We start from the raw sequence: 19403 nt of genomic DNA, 5'->3' as shown, positions 1-19403 counted from the left end.
GCGCCGCTCCACGGGCCGACGCCGGCGCCGGCCGTGGCACCGGCGGCAAGCGCGGCCTCGCCCTGCAGCGCCATCGGGCCGTTGCCGGACTGGCCGGACACCAGCGAGTAGGCCTTGGCCGCCTTGGCCGCGCCCAGCGAGGTATTGGCCGGCGTGGTCGCCGCCGGCTGGCCGCCACCGAGCTGCTTGGAGATCATCGCCGCCAGGCCCAGCCCCTTGCCGTCGGTCAGGCCCTTGGCGAGCTGCTGGTCGTACATGTCGCGGAAGGTCTGGTTCTCGCCGGGGAACAGCGAATTGCCGAAACTGGCCTCGCGCATGCTTTTGACCAGCATGTTGGCGAACTGCCCTTCGAGCTGGCGCGAGACCTTGTCGATCTTGGCCGGATCGTTCTGGGTAGAGGCGTGCAGGTCGAAGGGAGCGGCCGAGATACGCATGTCAGATCACCTCCAGCTCCGCGCTCAGGGCACCGGCCTGCTTGAGCGCTTCCAGAATCGCGATCAGGTCGCCAGGCGCGGCGCCGACCTCGTTGACCGCCCGCACGATCTGATCCAGCGAGGTGCCGCCCTCGAACTTGAACATGCGGCTGCCTTCGTTGGTGGCGGTGATGGTGGACTTGGGCGTGGCCACGGTCTGGCCGCCACTCAGCGCATTGGGCTGGCTGACCTGGGTGCCTTCGCTGATGGTCACCGTCAGCGAGCCGTGCGAGATCGCCGCTGGGCTGACCCGGACCTGCGAGCCGATCACCACCGTGCCGGTGCGGGCGTTGACCACCACCTTGGCCGGTGCCGCACCCGGCGACAGCTCGACGTTCTCGATCCGTGCCAGCAGGCCGATCCGCGCGCTCTGGTCGGTGGGCGAACGCACCGCCACGGTGGACCCGTCCACCGCATGCGCGCTGCCGGGGCCGAAGGTGCTTTCCAGCGCCGAGACCATGCGCGAGACGGTGGTGAAATCGGGCTGGTGCAGGTTCAGGGTGATCTCGCCGGTGTTGCCGAACACGTCCGGCAGCGCACGTTCCACCGTCGCGCCGTTGGGGATCAGGCCGACGCTGGGCACGTTCACCGAGATCCTCGAACCGTCCTTGCCCTGCGCGCCGAAGCCGCCGACCACCAGGTTGCCCTGCGCGACCGCATAGACCTGGCCGTCGGCGCCCTTCAGCGGCGCCATCAGCAAGGTGCCGCCGCGCAGCGAGATGGCGTTGCCGATCGAGGAGACGGTGATGTCGATGGTCTGGCCCGGCTTGGCGAACGCCGGCAGCTGCGCGCTGATCGCCACCGCGGCCACGTTCTTCAGCTGCGGATTGACGTTGGCCGGCACATTGACGCCCAGCTCGCCGAGCATGTTCTTCAGGCTCTGCACGGTGAAGGGCGCCTGGCTGGTGCGGTCGCCGCTGCCGTCCAGGCCGACCACCAGGCCGTAGCCGACCAGCGCGTTGTTGCGCACGCCGCCGACCTGGGCCAGGTCCTTGATGCGTTCGGCCGCGGCCGGCGCGGCCAGACCGGCGCACAGGGCGACGGCGGCGAGCAGGCGGCAGGGCAGGGACAGAAGAGTCATGGCGGGCCTCAGTACGGCGAGATGCGCGAGTTGAAGAAGCGGCTCAGCCAGCCCATCGCGTTGGACTGCGCGACCGCGCCGCGGCCGCCGTAGGCGATGCGCGCTTCGGCCACCTTGCTGGAGGGAATGGTGTTGTCCGGGGCGATGTCGGCGGCGCGGACCACGCCCTGCACCTGCACCAGTTCGTCGCCCTGGTTCAGCCGCAGGTTCTTCTGGCCCTGGATCACCAGGTTGCCGTTGGGCAGGCGCTGCATCACGGTCACGGTGATGCTGCCCTGCATGGTGTTGCTCTGCGCGGTGTTGCCCTTGCCGGCGAAGCTGCGGTCGCCGCTGGTGGAGTTGTTGAGGATGTTGGTGCCGTTGACGGTGAGCGGCGCGCCCAGCAGCGTCGGCGTGGCCATGGTCACCGCATCCTTCTTGCTGATGCTGGTGTTGGCGGTGCTGCTGGCGTTGGTGCTTTCGACCAGGGTGATGGTCAGCAGGTCGCCGACGTCGCGGGCGCGACGATCGGAGTACAGCTGCAGGCCGGGGCCGGCGGCGTAGATCGCACCCGCGGTCGGCTGCGCCTGCGGCGCCATCACCGGCACGATCGGCGCCATCGGCGCGTACGGACGCACGTCGCCGGCGGCCACGCCCAGACCGGCGCAACCGCCGAGCAGGACCGGCAGCAGCAGCGCGGCGGAGAAGGAGAGAGAGGACAGGCGCGACATGGCGGATTCCGGAGGCGAGGGGATCAGACGTTGTTGTTCAGATAGCCGAGCATCGAGTCGGTGGTGGAGATGGCCTTGGCGTTCATCTCGTAGGCGCGCTGGGTCTCGATCATGCTCACCAGCTCTTCCACCACATTGACGTTGCTGCCTTCCAGCGCGCCCTGCGCGATCTTGCCGAGGCCGTTGAGACCGGGCGTGCCGTTCGTCGCCGGCCCGGAGGCGGCGGTTTCCACATACAGGTTCTGGCCCTGGGCCTGCAGGCCGGAGGGATTGATGAAGTCGGTCAGGGTCAGCGCGCCGACCTGCAGCGCCGCGGCGGTACCGGCGACTTGCACGCTCACCGTGCCGTCGGAGCCGATGGTCACCGACTGCGCGCCTTCCGGGATCTGGATGCCCGGCTGGATCGGGTAGCCGCTGTTGGTGACCAGCTGGCCCTGCGCATCGATCTGGAAACTGCCGTCGCGGGTGTAGGCCGAGGTGCCGTCCGGCATCTGCACTTCGAAGAAGCCGCGGCCGTTGACCATCACGTCCAGGGCGCGATCGGTCTGCTGCTGGCTGCCCTGCTCGAAATCCTTGGCGGTGGCGACCACGCGCACGCCGGTACCCACCTGCAGGCCCGAGGGCAGCTGCGTCTGCGAGGAGCTGGCGCCGCCTGGCTGCCGCAGCTGTTGGTACAGCAGGTCCTCGAAGTTGGCGCGGTCGCGCTTGAAACCGGTGGTGTTGGTGTTGGCCAGGTTGTTGGAGACGACCGACATGCGCGTCTGCTGCGCATCCAGTCCGGTCTTGGCGACCCACAAAGCCTGATTCATGACCCGAGTTCCTCTGATGGTGGCCCCGGCACGACGCGCCGGGGGCGCAGGGAGTGATGCACGTGCCGTGCCAAACCGGCGCCGCTGGCGCCGCGGCGTGCCTTAGCCGTTCAGACGCAGCAGGGTGTTGGCCGACTGCGCGTTCTCGTCGCCGTTCTTGATGACCTTCACCTGCATTTCGAACTGGCGCTGCAACTGGATCATCTGCACCAGCGCGCCGGCGGCATCGACGTTGCTGCCCTCGAGTACCCCGGTTCGCAGCGAATTGCCGGTGGCCGGCGCAAAGGCCTTGGCCGGATCGTCGCTGACGTTGCGCATCAGGCCGTCGGGCCGGCGCGTGAGCTGGTCCGCCGGCGCCTGCACCACCTTCAGCGTGGCGATGGTGCTCATCGCGGTGGGCGCTTCGCCCAGCGGCACGATCGACACCGTGCCGTCGTTGCCGATCTCCAGCGACTGGTGCGGCGGAATCGCCACCGGATTGCCCTGGTCGTCGAGCACCGCATGGCCGCTGGCGGTGACCAGCTGGCCGTTCGGGGTCAGCGCCAATTCGCCGCCGCGCGTATAGGCCTCCTTGCCGTCGGCGGACTGCACCGCCAGCCAGCGATCGGCATCCAGCGACAGATCCAGCGGATTGCCGGTCTGGTGCTGCGCGCCGACGTCGCGGTTGAACCCCTGGTCGATGTGCAGCGCATCGATCCGCGACGGATAACCGGCGCCAGGAATCCGATAGGCCTCGGTATTGGCCAGCGCCGCCTTGAACCCGGAGGTCTCGACGTTGGCCAGGTTGTGCGACACGGTGGCCTGCGCTTGCAGCGACGCGCGGGCGCCGGTCATGGCGACGTAGAGGGCTTTGTCCATTGGAGGGAACCGGGAATGGGGAATCGGGAATGGCGGAAAGCGGGAGGTCGGTGGCGGGAACCGCGTTTACGATTCCCGTTTCCCCGTTCCCGATTCCCGGCGGTCATCAACGCATATTGATGATGGTCTGCGTGACCTGATCCTGGGTCGAGATCACCTGCGAGTTCGCCTGGAAGTTGCGCTGGGCCACGATCATGTTGACCAGCTGCTCGGTCAGGTCGACGGTCGAGGATTCCAGTGCGCCGGACTGCACGCTGCCGAAGTCCGAGGTCGCAGGCGAGCCGGTGCGGGCGATGCCCGATGCCGAGCTTTCCGCCCAGGCGTTGTCGCCGAGCGAACTCAGGCCCTGCGGATTGACGAAGTTGGTCACCGCGATCTGGCCCAGCGCCTTGTCGGCGTTGTTGGAGTAGCGCGCGTAGACGATGCCCTTCTCGTCGATGCTGATCGAGTTGAGCTTGCCGCTGGCGTAGCCGTCCTGGGTCGCGCCGCGCAGGGCGAAGGCTTCGCCGTACTGGGTCGACCCGAACACGTTGAGGGTCAGCGACAGGGTGCCGGCGCCGGTGGCGGGGGTGAAGGAACCCAGCGGAATCTTGCCGTCGGCCGGGCTGACCAGCGCGCCGCTGTTGGAGAACTGCAGCGTGCTGGCGCCGCCGGCGGCGACGCCGTCCACGTAGTTGTAGACGGTCCACTGGTTGGGCGTGGCGGTCTTGACGAAGTACGAGGTCTGCACGTGGGCAACGCCCAGCGAGTCGTAGACGGTGGTGCCGCCGCTGGAGTTGTTGTAGCTGTTGGCGTCGTTCGGATCGAACGTGGCCACGGTCGGCGGCTGGGTGTTGCCGGGCAGGGTGAAGGTCAGGTTGACCGTGCTGCTCTGCTTGGGCGGGCTGTCGGTGGTCAGCAACTGCAGGTCGGTCAGCGTACCGGCCGCAAAGCCGTTGCCGTTGCTCGCCGGCGGGAACACCTGCAGCCGCGCGCCCTGCGGATTGACCACATAGCCGTTGGCGTCGGTCTGGAAGTTGCCGGCGCGCGAGTACACGCGAGCGCCGTTGTTGGAGAGGGTAAAGAAGCCGGAGCCGGAAATGGCCAGGTCCAGGCTGCGCCCGGTCGGATCGATGGTGCCCTGCGAGAACTGCTGGGCGACGTTGCTGACGCGCACGCCCGACCCCACCGCGTTGCGCGCCAGGCCGTAGCCGTTGAGCGTGAACTGGTCGGCGAACTCGGCGCGCGAGCCCTTGAAGCCGGTGGTGTTGGCGTTGGCGATGTTGTTGGCGGTGACGTTGAGGTCGGTATTGGCCGCCCTGAGGCCGGACAGCGATGTATTGAAACCCATGGTGGACTCCTGTGGATGTCGGCGTGGCGTTAGCTGACGCGGAGGACGTTGGTCAGCGGCGTGGTGCCGAGCCCGGTCAGATCGAGATAGATGCCGTCCGATCCGATGATGGCGCTCTCGACCGGCGCCTGGACGTAGGTGGACAGGGACAGTTGGTTGCCCTGGGCATCGGTCTGCCCAGCGGTGATGCTGTAGCTGCCGGCCGGCATGCGCTTGCCGCTTGCGTCGGTGCCGTCCCAGGCGAAATCGAGCTGGCCGGCCTTGTCGGCGGTGAGGCTGATCTTCTTGATCGGCTGGCCGGTGGCGTCGCTGACGGTGACGTCGACCACGCCGGCGGCCTTGGCCGCGACCAGGCCGCCGGTGCTGCCCTCGGCGCCCAGCGGCAGCGTCGCCGACGGCACCAGCACCTTGTGTCCGATCAGATTGGCGCCGCGCAGCACCTGGTCGGTGCTCATCGACGAGGACAGCGCGGTGACGGTCTTGTTGAGGTCGCCGATGCCCTGCACGGTCGACAGCTGCGCCATCTGCGCGACCATCTGGCTGTTGTCCATCGGCTTGAGCGGATCCTGGTGCTGCAGCTGCTCGGTCATCAGCTTCAGGAAGTCCGCCTGCTGCAGCGCCTTGTTCTTGGTGGTGCTGGTGTTGGCCGAGGCGCTCAGGCCCAGGCTGGAATAGGTGTCGGTGGAGGTGGTGACGCTGCTCATGGAAGCGGTCCTGGGACGTGACGCGGCGGAAGGAGGGCGGATCAGCGGCCCATGGTCAGAGTGGCCAGCGCCAGTTCCTTGGCGGTGTTGAGCACCTCCACGCCGGCCTGGTAGTTGCGCGAGGCGGAGATCAGGTTGACCATCTGCGAGACCGGATCCACATCGGGCGAATAGATGTAGCCCTCGGCGTCGGCGAGCGGATGGCCGGGTTCGTAGCGCTTGATCGGCGGTGCGTTGGTCTGGGCGATTTCCTTGACGTTGACCGAGGTCAGGCTGCTGTCGTGCGGGTTGCGCACCGCCTGGAAGATCGGCTCGATCGGCTTGTAGGCCGCCTCCGCCGAACCGGCCACCGAATCGGCGTTGGACAGGTTGCTGGCGATGGTGCTCATGCGTACCGACTGCGCCTGCAGCGCGGAGCCGGCGACGTCGAAGATCGGCAGGTTGCTCATGCTTATTGGCCCGTGATCGCGGTGAGCATGCTGCGCACCTTGGATTCGAGGAAGCTCAGCGAGGCGCGGTACTCCAGCGCGGCGCGGCCGTAGGCGGCGCGTTCGGCGTCAGGATCGACGGTGTTGCCGTCCATGCTGGGCTGGCTGGCGGCCCGGGTGATCTGGAACGGATTCAGGCCATCGCCGCCGACCGCGATGTGGCGGCTGTCGTCGACCGCGAGCTGGGTGCCTTCGCGCTGTCCCTGCGCGGCACGCATCGCCGCGTCGAAATCCAGGTCCTGGGCCTTGTACCCGGGCGTGTCGACGTTGCTGAGGTTGCTGGCGATCAGCTTCATGCGCTGCTCGCGCAGCGGCAGGGCGTCGCCATGGACGCCGAAGTAGGCTGTGATCGGATTGGACATGGCACGATCCCGCGGTTCGTTGCCGAAACCACAGGCAAGGCGCGTGCCAAAGGCGGGCGCGGGGGCCCGTGAGATCAGGGGGGTGCCTCGGGAGGCGGGGGACGCCCGCGCTCTATTAGAACGTCAGGCAGGCCGCGCAGCGAGACCCGGCGCCCGGGTCAGGCGGCCGCTTGCGCTGCCGCGGCGACCACCCGCAGCCGGGTCAGCACGTACTCGGCCAGCTCGTTGGGGCTGTACTTGGCCACGAAGGCATTGGCGCCCACGCGCTCGACCATCGCATTGTTGAACACGCCCGACAGCGAGGTGTGCAACAGCACGTACAGGCCGGCCAGCCCGGGGTGACGGCGGATTTCCGTCGTCAGCGTGTAGCCGTCCATGGCCGGCATCTCGATGTCCGAGATCACCATGGCGTAGCGTTCGGCCGGATTCTCGCCGGCGGCGTGGATCTGCAAGAGATGGTCCAGGGCCTGGCGGCCGTCCGACAGCAGGGTCGCGCCGACCCCGAGCTGGTCCAGCACGCTGCGGATCTGCTGCCGCGCCACCCGCGAGTCGTCGACCACCAGCACCTGCAGCTGCGGGCCGGTGAGCGCCAGCGACGGGTCCAGGTTGGCCTCGACCCGGGTCTGGGCGATGTCGGCCAGCACGCTTTCCACGTCGATCACCTGGATCAGCTCGCCCTGGAAACGGGTCACCGCGGTCAGGTAGCTGGACTCGGCGCCCAGTTCCGGCGGCGGATGGATGTCCTCCACCGCGATGTTGACGATGCGTTCCACGCCGCTGACCAGGAAGCCTTGCACCGAGCGGTTGAATTCGGTCACCACCAGATAGCCTGGGGCGGTGTCCGCGTTCGGCTCGCGCTCCGGATGGCCGATGGCCAGGCCCAGGTCGAGCACCGGCACCGAGCGCCCGCGCACGTCGGCGACGCCGGAGAATTGCAGCGGCAGCCCCGGCACCTGGAACAGCTCCGGCCGGCGCAGCACTTCCTGCACCTTGAAGACGTTCACGCCAAAAAGCTGACGACCGCCCAGCCGGAACAGCAGCAGGGCAAGCCGGTTGTGGCCCGCCAAGCGGGTGCGCTGGTCGATTCGGTTGAGAAGGTCATGACTCATGGCGTTCATATCGGCGCCTGCGCGGCGGAACTTGAGGGCGCGGTCCGGATCGGACGTGCGGTTTGCGGCACGGCGTTTGCATGGTGCCGGCGACCTTTCCCAGAGAGACGGCCATGCGCCCGATCCTATTGCTGGTCCTGCTGGCGGCGACGCCGGCCTGGGCTGCGGACTTCCAGTCGGTGGAGTCGATCCGCGCCGCGGCGCTGTCGCTGGCCGGGGCCGACGCCGATGCCGAGGCGACCCTGGACCCCTCGGTGCGGGTACCGCTGTGCCCGGTGCCGCTGCAGGCGCAGCCGACCGGCACCACGACCGTGGAGGTGAGTTGCCCGCGCGAGACCGGCTGGCGGCTGTTCGTGCCGGTGAAGGTGCGGCGCATGCAGCATGTGCTGGTGCTGGCGCGCGGCCTGTCCGCTGGAGAAACCATCGGCGCGGCCGATATCGTCCCCGAGAAGCGCGACGCGGCGCGCATCGTCGGCGCCGCGATGACCGAGCCGGAAGCGGCGATCGGCAAGGTGGTGCGGCGAACCCTGCCGGCCGGCACCCTGCTGTCCGCCACCGACCTGGTCGCGCCGCGGCTGGTCCGGCGCGGCGACAATGTGGCGCTGGTGGCACGCAGTGGCGGCCTGGAAGTGCGCATGTCCGGCCGTGCACTGGGCGATGCGGGCGAAAACGAGCGGGTGACCGTCGAAAACCTGTCGTCCAAGCGCATCGTTCAGGGAACTGTGTCACAAAATGGCGACGTTTTAGTGACGCGCTAAGAATCCGGCTAAAGTTCTCCGACGCTGTGCCGTTACCTACACCGAACCCGTAACAGGATGTCCGTCATGACCCAGAAAATTGAAGGGAGTTTGCCGAGCCCGGCCACCCTTCGCACGTCGTCCGTCTCGACCAAGGCCGCCTCCGGCGCGTCCGAGGAAGGCAAGGAGCGTGCGGTCGGTGCGGCCGCAGCCACCGATAGCCTGCGCCTGACCGGCGAAGCGTCCGGCCTGCAGACCCTGCAGCGCCAACTGTCGGCCGCGCCGGCGGTGGACAGTAGCCGCGTCGATGCGGTGCGCTCGGCGCTGCAGAACGGCAGCTACAAGATCAACCCCGACGCGATCGCCAGCCGCATGATCGACATGGATCGGCAACTCGGCGCATGAACATGTCCGTGACCAACCCCCTGCAGCAGCTCAGCGACGCGCTCGCCGGCGAGCGCCAGGCGTTGTTGGATCACAACGTGGAAGGCCTCATGCAGGCGACCAGCGCCAAGCTGGCGGCACTGCGCGCACTGGAGGCGGACGTGCCCGCCGGCGCCGAGGCCGAACTGCGGCTGCGTGAGCTGGCCGACGCCAATCGCGCCAACGGCGCGCTACTGTCGCGGCGCCGACGCGAGGTCAACTGGGCGCTGCGCCACCTCGGCCGCAGCGAGAGCGCGTCCTCCTACGACGCCAACGGCGAGTCCAGCACGCCGCTCTCCCAGCGTCCGCTGGCGGTCGCCTAAGCCGCGGCGCAGTCCCACTGCGGGACGCGCATCCGCCGGCGGCAACGGCGTATATTGGGCATCCATCGATCGCCCGCCGCCTGTCGTGAATTTCGCCGAAATCAATCCCAACGCACCGCTCGTCCTGCCCGCACGCGAGAACCTGCTCGCCCTGAGCGAACTGCTCTACGAAGGCGTGGTGCTGTTCCGCGCCGACGGCCAGTTGCTGCTCGCCAACAGCGCCGCGCGCCGCCATCTCTCCTCCAGCGCCGACACCGGCGCATTGGCCTCGCATCTGGCGCAGTGGCTGCCGGGCGACGCGCTGTCGCAGGCGCGCAGCAGTGGCCGCTGGAGCGGCAGCTTGCCGACCGAACAGCACGTGGTGCTGGCGCACCTGTACTTCCACGCCGACGCGGACGGCGGCCATTACCTGATGCTGATCCAGGGCATCGAAGGCCAGCAGGACTACGAACAGGAACTGCAGCAACGCCACGCCGAACTGCGCCAGGCCTATCTGCGCCTCAACGGCGCCCAGGAAAAACTGCTGCAGTCGGAGAAGATGGCCTCGATCGGCCAGCTCGCCGCCGGCGTCGCCCATGAGATCAACAACCCGATCGGCTACGTCCATTCCAACCTGGGCAGCCTGCAGGAATACCTGCGCAGCCTGTTCACCCTGATCGAGGCCTACGAGCGCGCCCTGCGCGCGCCGGATCCGAAGGCGCTGATCCCGGAGATCGACGACATCCGCAACCGCTTCGACATCGATTTCATCAGCCGCGACCTGCCGCAACTGATGGCCGAGTCGCGCGAAGGCATCGAGCGCGTGACCCGCATCGTCCGCGACCTCAAGGACTTCTCCTATTCCGGCCGCGAGGAGTCGTGGAAGCTGGTGGACCTGCATTCGGGCCTGGAATCGACGATCAACATCATCTGGAACGAGCTCAAGTACAAGGTCACCCTGGAGCGCCACTACGGCAACCTGCCACTGGTGGAGTGCCTGCCGTCCGAGCTCAACCAGGTGTACATGAACCTGCTGCTCAACGCCGGCCAGGCGATCGGCGAGCGCGGCACCATCGTGGTCAGTACCGGCCAGGACGGCGAGGAGGTGTGGATCGAGTTCAAGGACTCCGGCGCCGGCATTCCGGCGGACTTGCTGCAGCGCATCTTCGACCCGTTCTTCACCACCAAACCGGTCGGCAGCGGCACCGGCCTGGGCCTGTCGATCTCCTACGGCATCGTCAACAAGCACCACGGCCGCATCGATGTCAGCAGCGTCGTCGGCGAGGGCTCGACGTTCCGGATCGTGATTCCGGTTAGGCAGCCGAAGTAGCTGGGAATGGGGAATCGGGAATGGGGAATCGGAACAGCGGGAACACTGCCGCTGCCGCTTTCCGCACCCGATGTCGTTTCAATGAACTGACCTGAAAAACGAAAGGCCGCAATGCGGCTTTTCCCATTCCTGATTCCCCGTTTCCGATTCCCGGCCCCTCAGGACCCCGAATCCCGTCGCTGTTCAAGGCTCGACGGTCCGGATCGTGATTCCTGTTAGGCAGCCCTAATAGCTGGGAATGGGGAATCGGGAATGGGGAGTAGGAAAAGCGGGAGCGCTGACGCTGTTCGCTTTCCGTGTCGCCGATCTCGCCTCAGTGACCTGACCTGAAAAATGAAAAGCCGCAATGCGGCTTTTCGCATTCCCGATTCCCCGTTCCCGATTCCCGGCCCCTCAGGGCCCCGCATCCCGCCGCTGTTCGTCGTGCGTGCGGAAGGCCTGGCGGATGTGTTCGCGCAGTTCGTCGTCGTTCCACGGCTTGGTCAGGAAGCGGTAGATCGCGCCGCGGTTGATCGCGTCGGTAACGGTGGCCAGGTCGGTGTAGCCGGACAGGACCAGGCGGATGGTGTCGGGGTAGAGCATCTTCACCCGGCCCAGGAATTCGGTGCCGCTCATGTCGGACATGCGCTGGTCGGACAGGATCACCTGCACGTCGTTGGTGGCGAGCAGGTCGAAGGCGTCGCGGACGTTGCCGGCGGCGAGGATGCGGTAGCCGTCGCGGCGGAACAGCCGCACCAGCGAGCGCAGCACGTTCTCCTCGTCGTCGAGCAGCAGCAGGGTGCGGTCCGGGCGGGTCTCGGTGAACGATTCCGGGCGCAGGTAGCGCCGGCGCAGGGCCATGCCCGCCGCTTCGGCGGACATCGGCTCGCCGAACAGATAGCCCTGGAAGATGTCGCAGTCGTTGCGGCGCAGGAAGCCGAGCTGCGCCTGCGATTCGACGCCGTTGGCGATCACCACCATGCCCAGCTGGTGGCCCATGGCGATGATCGCGCGGGCGATCGCCGCCTCGCGGTTGCCGGCCGGCGCGCTCTTGATGAAGCTGCGGTCGATCTTCAGCTTGTCAACCGGGTAGCGCACCAGCGCGCTGAGGCTGGAGTCGCCGGTGCCGAAGTTGTCCAGGCTCAGGCTGATGCCTTCGCGGCAGAGATTAGCCAGGGTCTCGTGGACGAAGTTGACGTTGTTGGTCAACGCGCTCTCGTTGATCTCCAGCACCACCATCTGCGGCGGTACCCCGGCCGCCTGCAGCGCCGACATCACCTCGTTGAAGAAGGTCGGGCGCAGCAGCTGCAGGGTGGAGACGTTGACCGCGATGGTGAAGTCGTCGAAGCCCTGGTCGCGCCACAGCCGCGCCTGGCGCAGCGCGCCTTCCATCACCCAGGTGCCGATCTGCACGATCACGCCCAGGCGCTCGGCGGTGCGCATGAAGCGCTCCGGCACCAGGATGCCCAGGGTCGGCGACTGCCAGCGCAGCAGCGATTCCATGCCGACCACGCGACCGTCGCGGGCGCTGACCATCGGCTGGTAGCGCAGGCGCAGCTCGCCGTTGGGAATGGCGTCGACGATCTGCCGCGAGATGATGCTCTCGCTGTGCGCGCTGGGCGGGCCGTCGGCGGCGTACAGGCGCACCAGGTTGCCGCCTTCGCGCGCGGCCTGGTAGACCGCATCCTCGGCGAAGTCGAGCAGGGTCGACAACCGCGTGGAATGCTCCGGGCACAGGCTCACGCCGATCTTGCCGGTCATGAACAGGGTGTACGGCAGCACCGACAGCGGCAGCTCGATCTGCTGCCGGATCTCCTCGGCGAAGGCTTCCGGCGGCGGCACGTCGGCGGTGCGCGGTACCGCCATCACCAGTTCGTCGCTGCCATGGCGCCACAGCAGGCCGCGGCCGCGCAGGTGCGCCTGCAGCCGGTGCGCGAGCAGCGCCAGCGCCTGGTCGCCGACCTCCGGGCTCATGTTCTCGTTGATCGAGGCGAAGTGGTCGATGTCGATGTGCAGCAGCATCACCCCCGGCCCGCCGGCGAGCGCCTCGGCGATCATGCCGGTCAGGGCGGGATGGCCCGCACCCAGGCGCGACGGCAGTTCGTCGTCCACGGGTACGGCGCTGGCGGGATTCCACATCGGCTCAGGTTCCAGGCGGGGGCGACGGTGGTGCCGCGGTGGTGTAGGGCAGGCACAGCGTCACCCGGGTGCCGGCGCCGGGCGCGGTGTCGATCTGCAGGGTACCGCCGGCGCTCTGCGCGCGCTCGCGCATCACGATCAGGCCCAGGCCGCGCGGCCCGGCCGGATCGAAACCGTCGCCATCGTCGACCACTTCCAGGCGCAGGCGCTGGCGTTCCTCGTCGCCGAGGGTCATCCGCACCTCGCCGGCGCTGGCATGGCGCAGCACGTTGGTCAGGCTCTCCTGGGCGATGCGGAAGCAGGCCTGTTCGACCTCGCCGCTGGGGCGCTCGGGCAGGGTGGCGATGTCCAGGTGCAGGCGCACCGGCGACGCGCGGAACAGCATGCCGGCCTGCCAGCGCAACGCCGCTTCCAGGCCCAGCGCGTCCAGTTGCGGCGGCCGCAGCAGCGTGGACAGGTTGCGCAGCTTGGTGATGCTACTGTCGGCCAGGTTCACGATCTCGCTGAGATCCTCGCGGCGGCGCTCGGCGTCGGTCTCGTCCAGCGCCGCGTGCGCCGACAGCTTCATCGCGGTGATGGCCTGGCCGATATCGTCGTGCAGGTCGCGCGAGATCGCCCGGCGCTCGTCTTCCTGCAGCGAGAACAGGCGCCGCGCCATCGCCTGCAGTTCGCGGTTGCTCTGCGCCAGCGCGTCGCGCATGCGCTCCGGTTCGCTGAGGTCGCGCACGATCAGCAGCTTGCAGTCGCGGCCGCTGTAGCGGACGTTGCCGAACGACAGCCCGGCATGGAACAGCGAGCCGTCGCGGCGGCACATGCGTGCGGTGGCACCGCGTTCGCCCTTGGCCCCGGCCGCGCCCATCCGTTGCCGTACCAGCGCCAGGTCGGCGCTGTCGACCAGGCCCTGCAGCGGCTCGCCGAGCAGGTTCTCGCCCTCGAAGCCGAACTGCCCGGCGCAGGCGGCGTTGGCGTACAGCACGTGTTCCTGGTGCAGGATCGCCACACCGTCCGGCAGCACCCGCACCAGTTCGCGGAACTGCTCCTCGCGCTCGTGCAGCAGGCGCCGCGAGCGCTCGTGCTCGGTCACGTCCTGCAGGGTGCCGTGCACGCAGGCGCCGCCTGCGTCGTCGCTGGACGATTCGGCGCGCAGATGCAGCATGCGCGCCTGGCCGTCGGCGGCCAGCACCGGCAGCAGCATGTCCAGTTGCAGCGGCGCGCTGCCGCACAGGTCCTCGATCACCCGCTGGATGCGCGCCTGCGAGGCCACGTCGGGCGGGACCAGCAGCTCTTCCAGGCGGTGCTGGCGCGGCTGGTCCGGCACGCGCCGGCCGAGCATCCGGTAGACCTGCTCGGAGTAACTGCCCAGGCCGCTGGCCCGGTCCAGTTGCCAGGAGCCCAGCCGCGCGATCGACTGCGCCTCCTGCAGATGCTGCAGGGCCTGGTCGCGGCGGCGCTGCGCGTCGTACTCGGCGCTGCGGTCGCTGATCACCACCAGCCGCGCCTGCCGGCCGTGGTAGTCCAGGCTGGTACTGCGCGCCTCGGCCATGCACTGGCTACCGTCGCGCAGGCGCAGCGGCTCGGCCACCACGCAGGTCTTGGACGGGGTCTGCCGGATCGTCTCGATCACCTCGGCCAGGCGGGCGCTGGCGCTGGGCGGCCACAGCCGCGCCAATTCCAGTCCGACGAACTCGTCGTGCGACCAGCCGAAGAAGGCGACCGCGGTGGGGTTCACGTCGAGGATGCGCAGGCTTTCCAGGTCGTAGACCAGCATCGGGCTGGGATTGGCGTGGAACATCTGCCGGTAGCCGGCCTCCGACAGCGCCAGCCGGGTGTGCGCCTGCACCGCGGCCCGCACCAGCGGGCGCAGCAGGTAGTACAGGGCGATTGCGGTCAGGGTCAGGAACAGGGCGTCGTTGACCAACTGCAGGACGATCAACGTGCGGGGATCGTCTACGAAATGCGCCAAAACCAGATCGCTGCCGATCGACAGCGCCAGCCCCAGCAGCACGTACAGCAGCACCACTCTCCAGATGCCACGGTCCAGGCGCTGCGCCAGGCGCATGCCGGAGGTCGCCTGATGGGGCAGGGAGCTGTCGCGTTGTGGTTGCATGCCCCGGCAGCCTGCTGCGGTGGTCCGTGTCCGGCGGACATCTTAGCCGCTGACGGCCGCCGCGGCCCATGGTCGGGCGGTGCGGGCGCTCAATTAATGCCGCCGGGTGCCGTTATCACCTTCGACCGCTGGCCTTCAGGGCGGCGAAACGGAGCATCTCGGCGTGGATCAAGGCGTCATCGCAAGCTTGCTGCAGCACCCGCTCACCTCGGCGCTCGTCCTGTTGGACGCCGATGGCAGGCCGCTGGCGGCGAACCGGGCAGCGCAGGCACTGGAGCTGCCGCGCACCGTGGAGGCGTACGCCGAGTTGTTGCGTGCGGCCCGCGAGCGCCTGTTCGGCGGCGAGACCATGCTGGCCTGCGCCTTGCCCGGCACCGCCGGGCGACGCCTGGACGGCTGGCTGCGCGCGGTGCGCGACGACAGCGGCGGCCTGCTGGCCTATACCCTCAGCGTGCCCGAACCGGTCGGCAGCGATGGCGCCACCCGCTGGGAGATCGCCCTGGACAGCGCCGAGCACGGGCTGTGGGACTGGGACATCCCCAGCGACACCATCTTCCGCTCCGAGCGCTGGAAGCGGATGCTCGGCTACGCCGGCGATGCCCCGGCCGACGGCCTGAACGCGTTGCTGCCGCTGGTCCACGGCGACGACCAGGAGCGCCTGCGCCAGGCGATCCGCGCGCATTTCGAGGGCCGCACCGAAACCTATATGTGCGAGTTCCGCCTGCGCCGGCAGGACGGGCAGTGGCACTGGATCCTGGACCGCGGCCGCATCGTCGCGCGCACCGCCGACGGCAGTCCGCTGCGCATGATCGGCACGCATACCGACATCCACGAGCAGAAGCTGCTCGAGCAGCGCCTGCGCGACCAGCAGACCCTGCTGCGCGAGGCGCAGCGCATGACCCGCATGGGCAGCTGGTCCTGGGATCCGCTGCGCGACCGGGTGTGGTGCTCGCGCGAATTCCTGCGCGTCACCGGGCTGGACGAACAGCAGGCGCCGAGCAGCCGCGGGTGGCTGCGCCTGCTCAGCCGCGATTCGATGGCGCAGCTGATCTCGGTCTGGCGGCGCATGGCCCGCGAGGCCAAGCCGGCCAACTTCGAGGTCGAGCTGGTGTGTGGCAGCGAGTCGCCGCTGCACCTGCGGGTGTGGGCGCAGCCGCAGGTGGAGGCCGACGGCCGCATCCAGCGCGTGCTCGGCCAGGTGCAGAACATCACCGAGCAGCGCCAGACCGACGCCCTGATCCGCTGGCGCACCGAGCTGCTCAACCGCGTCTCGGCGCTGGGCAAGATCGGCGGCTGCGAGATCGAGGTCGGCACCCGGCGCATGCAGTGGACCGAGGAGTGCTACCGCATCCATGGCCTGCGCAAGGAGGCCATCGATCTGGACCATGCGCTGGCGTTGTACACCCAGGACTCGCGCGATGCGTTCGAGTCGGCGCTGGTGCGCATCACCGAGGGCGGCCTGCCGGAGCAACTGGACCTGTGCTTCCACCGCCCGTCCGGGCAGCGCATCTGGGTGCAGGTGCTGATCGAGCTGGACGAACGCGACGGCCTGCCGCCGCGCTTCGTGGTGCTGTTCCGCGACATCACCCGCGAACGCGAGGCCAGCGAGCGCATCGAGCTGCTGGCCCACTACGACCTGCTGACCGGCCTGCCGAACCGGCAGCTGCTGCGCGAGCAGGCCGAGAAGGCGATGCACGAGGCGGTGGAGCGCGGCACCACGCTGGCGATGCTGTTCGTCGACCTGGACGGCTTCAAGAGCATCAACGATTCCTTCGGCCACGCCACCGGCGACGCGCTGCTGAAGCTGGCGGCCACCCGCATGCATCAGCAGCTGCGCACCAGCGACCTGTTCGGCCGTTTCAGCGGCGACGAGTTCGTGGTGGTGCTGCGCGACCTGGCCGAGCCGGGCGATGCCGGGCACGTGGCGCGCAAGCTGATCGCGGCGCTGGCCGAGCCGCTGCACAGCGGCGAGAACGTGATCAAGATCGGCGCCAGCATCGGCATCGCGCTGATGGAGGAGGGGCGCCAGGACTTCGACGGCCTGCTGCGCGCCGCCGACGCGGCGATGTACGCGGCCAAGGAGTCCGGACGCAACACCTGCCATTACTACAGCCAGGACGTGCTGCTGCGCGCGCAGCGGCGCCTGGAGATCGAGCATGCGCTGCATGGCGCGCTGGACCGCGAGGAGTTCTCGCTGGTGTATCAGCCGCTGGTGCACGCGGCGGGCGAGCGCGCGCCGGCGGTGGAAGCGCTGCTGCGCTGGCACCGCCCCGGCCACGGCCATTGCAACCCGGCCGAGTTCATTCCGATCGCCGAGGAATGCGGCGAGATCGTGCGCCTGGGCGACTGGGTGATCGGCGAGGCCTGCCGCCAGGCCGCGGCCTGGGATGCGGCGGGGCTGAGCTTCGACCGGGTCTCGGTGAACGTCTCGGCGATGCAGTTGCGCGACCGCGGCTTCGCCGAACGGGTCATCGAGCTGTGCCAGCGCAATGGCTGGTCGCCGAAGCGGCTGGAGCTGGAGCTGACCGAGTCGGCGCTGATCCGCGACAGCGAATCGCTGCGCCGCTGCTTCGAACTGTTCGAACAGGAAGGCGTGCTGCTGGCGGTCGACGACTTCGGCACCGGCTTCTCCAACCTGCATTACCTCAATCGCTTCCCGGTGCAGCGCCTGAAGATCGACCGCAGCTTCGTGCAGGACATGCTGCACGACAGCGGCACCGCCAAGGTCACCCAGGCGATCGTGCAGCTCGGCCACGCGCTGGGCATGCAGGTGGTGGCCGAGGGCGTGGAAACCGTGCAGGAAGAGGCCTTGCTGCGGGAGCAGGGCTGCGACGAGATCCAGGGCTATCTGCACTCGCGGCCGCTGCCGCCGCGCGAGCTGGCCGCCTGGTTGCGCGCGCGCCAGCAGGTGGCGCCGGCCACACACCCGCGGCTGGTGCTGGCTGCGCAGTGAATGTGCGGCGCCGCGTGCGCTGCACGGGCTTGCGGCGACGCAGCAGCTGGCTATACTGCGCGCGCCCATCGTTTTCCGGCCAGAGGCCACCTTCCTTGGACAGTCATCCTAGACCGACGCTGCAGCGACAGAGCTGACAGGACCGCCACGGTCTGGGTCGTCCCAGATGGGTCCCGTCCGCTCAGGACGGGATCGTTCGCCAGCCCCGCGCGGTGCTGGCCTTGATTCCGAGAGTGCGCAAGCCCGATCCGCGAGGACTCCGAGCGTAGCCCCTGGCGTTGCCCATCGTCGGAGCCGCCCATGCGCCTGCCATCGCCATCCTCCCTGAGCCGTCCGTCGCTGCGCGGTTGCGTCGTGTGGCGACGGCGTGCGTGCAGCGCATTGTCTGGGGACACCCGCGCGGCCGGCAGCGGCTGACGCACGGCGTACATCTTCCCCGGTCACACTGGGCGGTCCGCTTCGCGACCCGCGCCAGCGTCCTTTTTCCTGCGGCGTTCGCTGCCGCTCCTGCCGGATCTTCCCATGCTGCCATTCGCCCGCGACCGCTCCGCGCCCGGACAGCTCGCCGCACGCCCCGGCGTACTGCCCAACCTGCACGATCTTGCGGTGTTCGCGCTGCTGCTGGGCCTGGGTGCGTTGCTGCTGCACGGCGCATCCGACATGCGCGCGCCGCTGCCGCCGGCCGGCACCGCCGCGGTGTCGCTGGACCTGTGGCAGCTCCCCGAATACGGCCTGCGCACCACCTTGCGCATGTTCGCGGCGATGGCCGCCTCGCTGGTGTTCACCTTCGTGGTGGCGACCCTGGCCGCCAAGAGCCGGCGCGCCGAGCGGGTGATCGTGCCGGCGCTGGACATCCTGCAGTCGGTGCCGGTGCTGGGCTTCCTTACCTTCACCGTGACCTTCTTCCTGGGCCTGTTCCCCGGCCGACAGATCGGCGCCGAGCTGGCCTCGATCTTCGCCATCTTCACCAGCCAGGCCTGGAACATGGCGTTCTCGTTCTATCAATCGCTGCGCAACGTGCCGCGCGACCTGGACGAGGTGTCGCGCGGTTTCGGGCTCAGCGCCTGGCAGCGTTTCTGGCGGCTGGAGGCGCCGTACGCCACGCCCTCGCTGATCTGGAACATGATGATGTCCATGTCCGGCGGCTGGTTCTTCGTGGTCGCTTCCGAGGCGATCAGCGTCGGCGACCACACCCTGGAATTGCCCGGCATCGGCTCGTACCTGGCGCTGGCGATCGCCCAGCGCAACTTCGCCGCGGTCGGCTGGGCGGTGATGGCGATGGCGGTGCTGATCGCCCTGTACGACCAGTTGCTGTTCCGCCCGATCGTGGCCTGGTCGGACAAGTTCCGCGCCGAACTCACCGCCTCGCAGGACAAGCCGCAGTCGTGGCTGTACGACCTGCTGCGGCGCACGCGCCTGGCCAAGCGGCTGGTCGCGCCGCTGGCCTGGGTCTGGCAGCGCGCCATGCTGGTGCGCTGGACGCCGCGGCAGCAGCCGCAGCTGCAGGCC

General features: G+C 68.8%; 18 protein-coding genes. 6 read left to right on the top strand and 12 right to left on the bottom strand.

Annotation, left to right across the window (positions count from 1 at the left end; genetic code table 11):
• The 10 genes from D588_RS0104025 to D588_RS0103980 form a co-directional block, all read right to left on the bottom strand.
• The coding region (locus D588_RS0104025) for a rod-binding protein (protein WP_017915059.1) at window positions 1-434 on the bottom strand (434 nt) is incomplete at its 3' end.
• 1 nt (window position 435) lies between these two features.
• A complete protein-coding gene (locus tag D588_RS0104020; protein ID WP_017912877.1) occupies window positions 436-1554 on the bottom strand; it encodes a flagellar basal body P-ring protein FlgI in 1119 nt (372 codons plus the stop codon).
• A gap of 8 nt (window positions 1555-1562) precedes the next feature.
• Window positions 1563-2264, bottom strand: a complete 702-nt coding sequence (gene flgH, locus D588_RS0104015) for a flagellar basal body L-ring protein FlgH (RefSeq protein ID WP_017908575.1) — start codon at window positions 2262-2264, stop codon at window positions 1563-1565.
• Between the two features lie 23 nt (window positions 2265-2287).
• The gene (gene flgG / locus D588_RS0104010; RefSeq protein ID WP_017908574.1) at window positions 2288-3073 is read right to left on the bottom strand and encodes a flagellar basal-body rod protein FlgG; all 786 of its coding nucleotides are present in this window, start codon (window positions 3071-3073) and stop codon (window positions 2288-2290) included.
• 102 nt (window positions 3074-3175) lie between these two features.
• The gene (locus D588_RS0104005; RefSeq protein WP_017908573.1) at window positions 3176-3931 is read right to left on the bottom strand and encodes a flagellar basal body rod protein FlgF; all 756 of its coding nucleotides are present in this window, start codon (window positions 3929-3931) and stop codon (window positions 3176-3178) included.
• Between the two features lie 106 nt (window positions 3932-4037).
• Window positions 4038-5261 (bottom strand): flagellar hook protein FlgE, encoded by a 1224-nt coding sequence (gene flgE / locus D588_RS0104000; RefSeq protein WP_017908572.1) that lies wholly within the window; start codon window positions 5259-5261, stop codon window positions 4038-4040.
• 29 nt (window positions 5262-5290) lie between these two features.
• The gene (locus tag D588_RS0103995) at window positions 5291-5965 is read right to left on the bottom strand and encodes a flagellar hook capping FlgD N-terminal domain-containing protein (protein ID WP_017908571.1); all 675 of its coding nucleotides are present in this window, start codon (window positions 5963-5965) and stop codon (window positions 5291-5293) included.
• Window positions 5966-6006: 41 nt separating this feature from the next.
• Window positions 6007-6414, bottom strand: coding sequence for a flagellar basal body rod protein FlgC (flgC, locus tag D588_RS0103990; protein ID WP_017908570.1), 408 nt, complete (start codon window positions 6412-6414; stop codon window positions 6007-6009).
• 2 nt (window positions 6415-6416) lie between these two features.
• The gene (gene flgB / locus D588_RS0103985) at window positions 6417-6815 is read right to left on the bottom strand and encodes a flagellar basal body rod protein FlgB (protein WP_017908569.1); all 399 of its coding nucleotides are present in this window, start codon (window positions 6813-6815) and stop codon (window positions 6417-6419) included.
• 158 nt (window positions 6816-6973) lie between these two features.
• The gene (locus tag D588_RS0103980; RefSeq protein WP_026143352.1) at window positions 6974-7924 is read right to left on the bottom strand and encodes a chemotaxis protein; all 951 of its coding nucleotides are present in this window, start codon (window positions 7922-7924) and stop codon (window positions 6974-6976) included.
• 113 nt (window positions 7925-8037) lie between these two features.
• On the opposite strand from D588_RS0103980, the gene flgA reads away from it, so the two are divergent.
• The 4 genes from flgA to D588_RS0103960 all read left to right on the top strand — a co-directional run bounded on the left by flgA (window position 8038) and on the right by D588_RS0103960 (window position 10716).
• A complete protein-coding gene (flgA, locus tag D588_RS23960) occupies window positions 8038-8682 on the top strand; it encodes a flagellar basal body P-ring formation chaperone FlgA (RefSeq protein WP_017915058.1) in 645 nt (214 codons plus the stop codon).
• Between the two features lie 66 nt (window positions 8683-8748).
• Window positions 8749-9066 (top strand): flagellar biosynthesis anti-sigma factor FlgM, encoded by a 318-nt coding sequence (flgM, locus tag D588_RS0103970; RefSeq protein WP_026143351.1) that lies wholly within the window; start codon window positions 8749-8751, stop codon window positions 9064-9066.
• A gap of 2 nt (window positions 9067-9068) precedes the next feature.
• The gene (locus D588_RS0103965; RefSeq protein ID WP_026143350.1) at window positions 9069-9407 is read left to right on the top strand and encodes a flagella protein; all 339 of its coding nucleotides are present in this window, start codon (window positions 9069-9071) and stop codon (window positions 9405-9407) included.
• Window positions 9408-9492: 85 nt separating this feature from the next.
• The gene (locus tag D588_RS0103960) at window positions 9493-10716 is read left to right on the top strand and encodes an ATP-binding protein (RefSeq protein WP_017915057.1); all 1224 of its coding nucleotides are present in this window, start codon (window positions 9493-9495) and stop codon (window positions 10714-10716) included.
• Between the two features lie 393 nt (window positions 10717-11109).
• Here the strand turns inward: D588_RS0103960 and D588_RS0103955 are convergent, their stop codons facing one another.
• On the bottom strand, window positions 11110-12834 hold the full coding sequence (locus tag D588_RS0103955) for an EAL domain-containing protein (protein ID WP_010341742.1): 1725 nt from the start codon (window positions 12832-12834) through the stop codon (window positions 11110-11112).
• A 4-nt stretch (window positions 12835-12838) separates the two neighbouring features.
• Window positions 12839-14941, bottom strand: a complete 2103-nt coding sequence (locus tag D588_RS0103950) for a PAS domain S-box protein (protein ID WP_232764218.1) — start codon at window positions 14939-14941, stop codon at window positions 12839-12841.
• Window positions 14942-15104: 163 nt separating this feature from the next.
• On the opposite strand from D588_RS0103950, the gene D588_RS0103945 reads away from it, so the two are divergent.
• Both D588_RS0103945 and D588_RS0103940 read left to right on the top strand, forming a co-directional pair.
• Window positions 15105-17894, top strand: coding sequence for a bifunctional diguanylate cyclase/phosphodiesterase (locus tag D588_RS0103945; protein WP_026143349.1), 2790 nt, complete (start codon window positions 15105-15107; stop codon window positions 17892-17894).
• A gap of 522 nt (window positions 17895-18416) precedes the next feature.
• Window positions 18417-19403, top strand: a 987-nt coding sequence (locus D588_RS0103940) for an ABC transporter permease subunit (protein WP_017915054.1), incomplete at its 3' end; no start/stop codon positions are given.

Origin of the sequence: Xanthomonas sp. SHU 308 (assembly GCF_000364645.1) — a bacterium.
GTDB lineage: Bacteria > Pseudomonadota > Gammaproteobacteria > Xanthomonadales > Xanthomonadaceae > Xanthomonas_A > Xanthomonas_A sontii.
Note: the sequence above shows the minus strand (reverse complement) of the source record. Positions and strands in the feature narration are given on the sequence as shown.

Excerpts from the sequence above, each read along its gene's own strand:
- D588_RS0103955 (WP_010341742.1), bottom strand. The coding sequence starts at position 12,834 with ATGTGGAATCCCGCCAGCGCCGTACCCGTGGACGACGAACTGCCGTCG.
- D588_RS0103980 (WP_026143352.1), bottom strand. The coding sequence starts at position 7,924 with ATGAGTCATGACCTTCTCAACCGAATCGACCAGCGCACCCGCTTGGCG.
- flgA (WP_017915058.1), top strand. The coding sequence starts at position 8,038 with ATGCGCCCGATCCTATTGCTGGTCCTGCTGGCGGCGACGCCGGCCTGG.
- D588_RS0103965 (WP_026143350.1), top strand. The coding sequence starts at position 9,069 with ATGTCCGTGACCAACCCCCTGCAGCAGCTCAGCGACGCGCTCGCCGGC.
- flgB (WP_017908569.1), bottom strand. The coding sequence starts at position 6,815 with ATGTCCAATCCGATCACAGCCTACTTCGGCGTCCATGGCGACGCCCTG.
- flgH (WP_017908575.1), bottom strand. The coding sequence starts at position 2,264 with ATGTCGCGCCTGTCCTCTCTCTCCTTCTCCGCCGCGCTGCTGCTGCCG.
- D588_RS0104020 (WP_017912877.1), bottom strand. The coding sequence starts at position 1,554 with ATGACTCTTCTGTCCCTGCCCTGCCGCCTGCTCGCCGCCGTCGCCCTG.
- D588_RS0104005 (WP_017908573.1), bottom strand. The coding sequence starts at position 3,931 with ATGGACAAAGCCCTCTACGTCGCCATGACCGGCGCCCGCGCGTCGCTG.
- flgE (WP_017908572.1), bottom strand. The coding sequence starts at position 5,261 with ATGGGTTTCAATACATCGCTGTCCGGCCTCAGGGCGGCCAATACCGAC.
- flgM (WP_026143351.1), top strand. The coding sequence starts at position 8,749 with ATGACCCAGAAAATTGAAGGGAGTTTGCCGAGCCCGGCCACCCTTCGC.
- D588_RS0103995 (WP_017908571.1), bottom strand. The coding sequence starts at position 5,965 with ATGAGCAGCGTCACCACCTCCACCGACACCTATTCCAGCCTGGGCCTG.
- D588_RS0103950 (WP_232764218.1), bottom strand. The coding sequence starts at position 14,941 with ATGCAACCACAACGCGACAGCTCCCTGCCCCATCAGGCGACCTCCGGC.
- flgG (WP_017908574.1), bottom strand. The coding sequence starts at position 3,073 with ATGAATCAGGCTTTGTGGGTCGCCAAGACCGGACTGGATGCGCAGCAG.
- flgC (WP_017908570.1), bottom strand. The coding sequence starts at position 6,414 with ATGAGCAACCTGCCGATCTTCGACGTCGCCGGCTCCGCGCTGCAGGCG.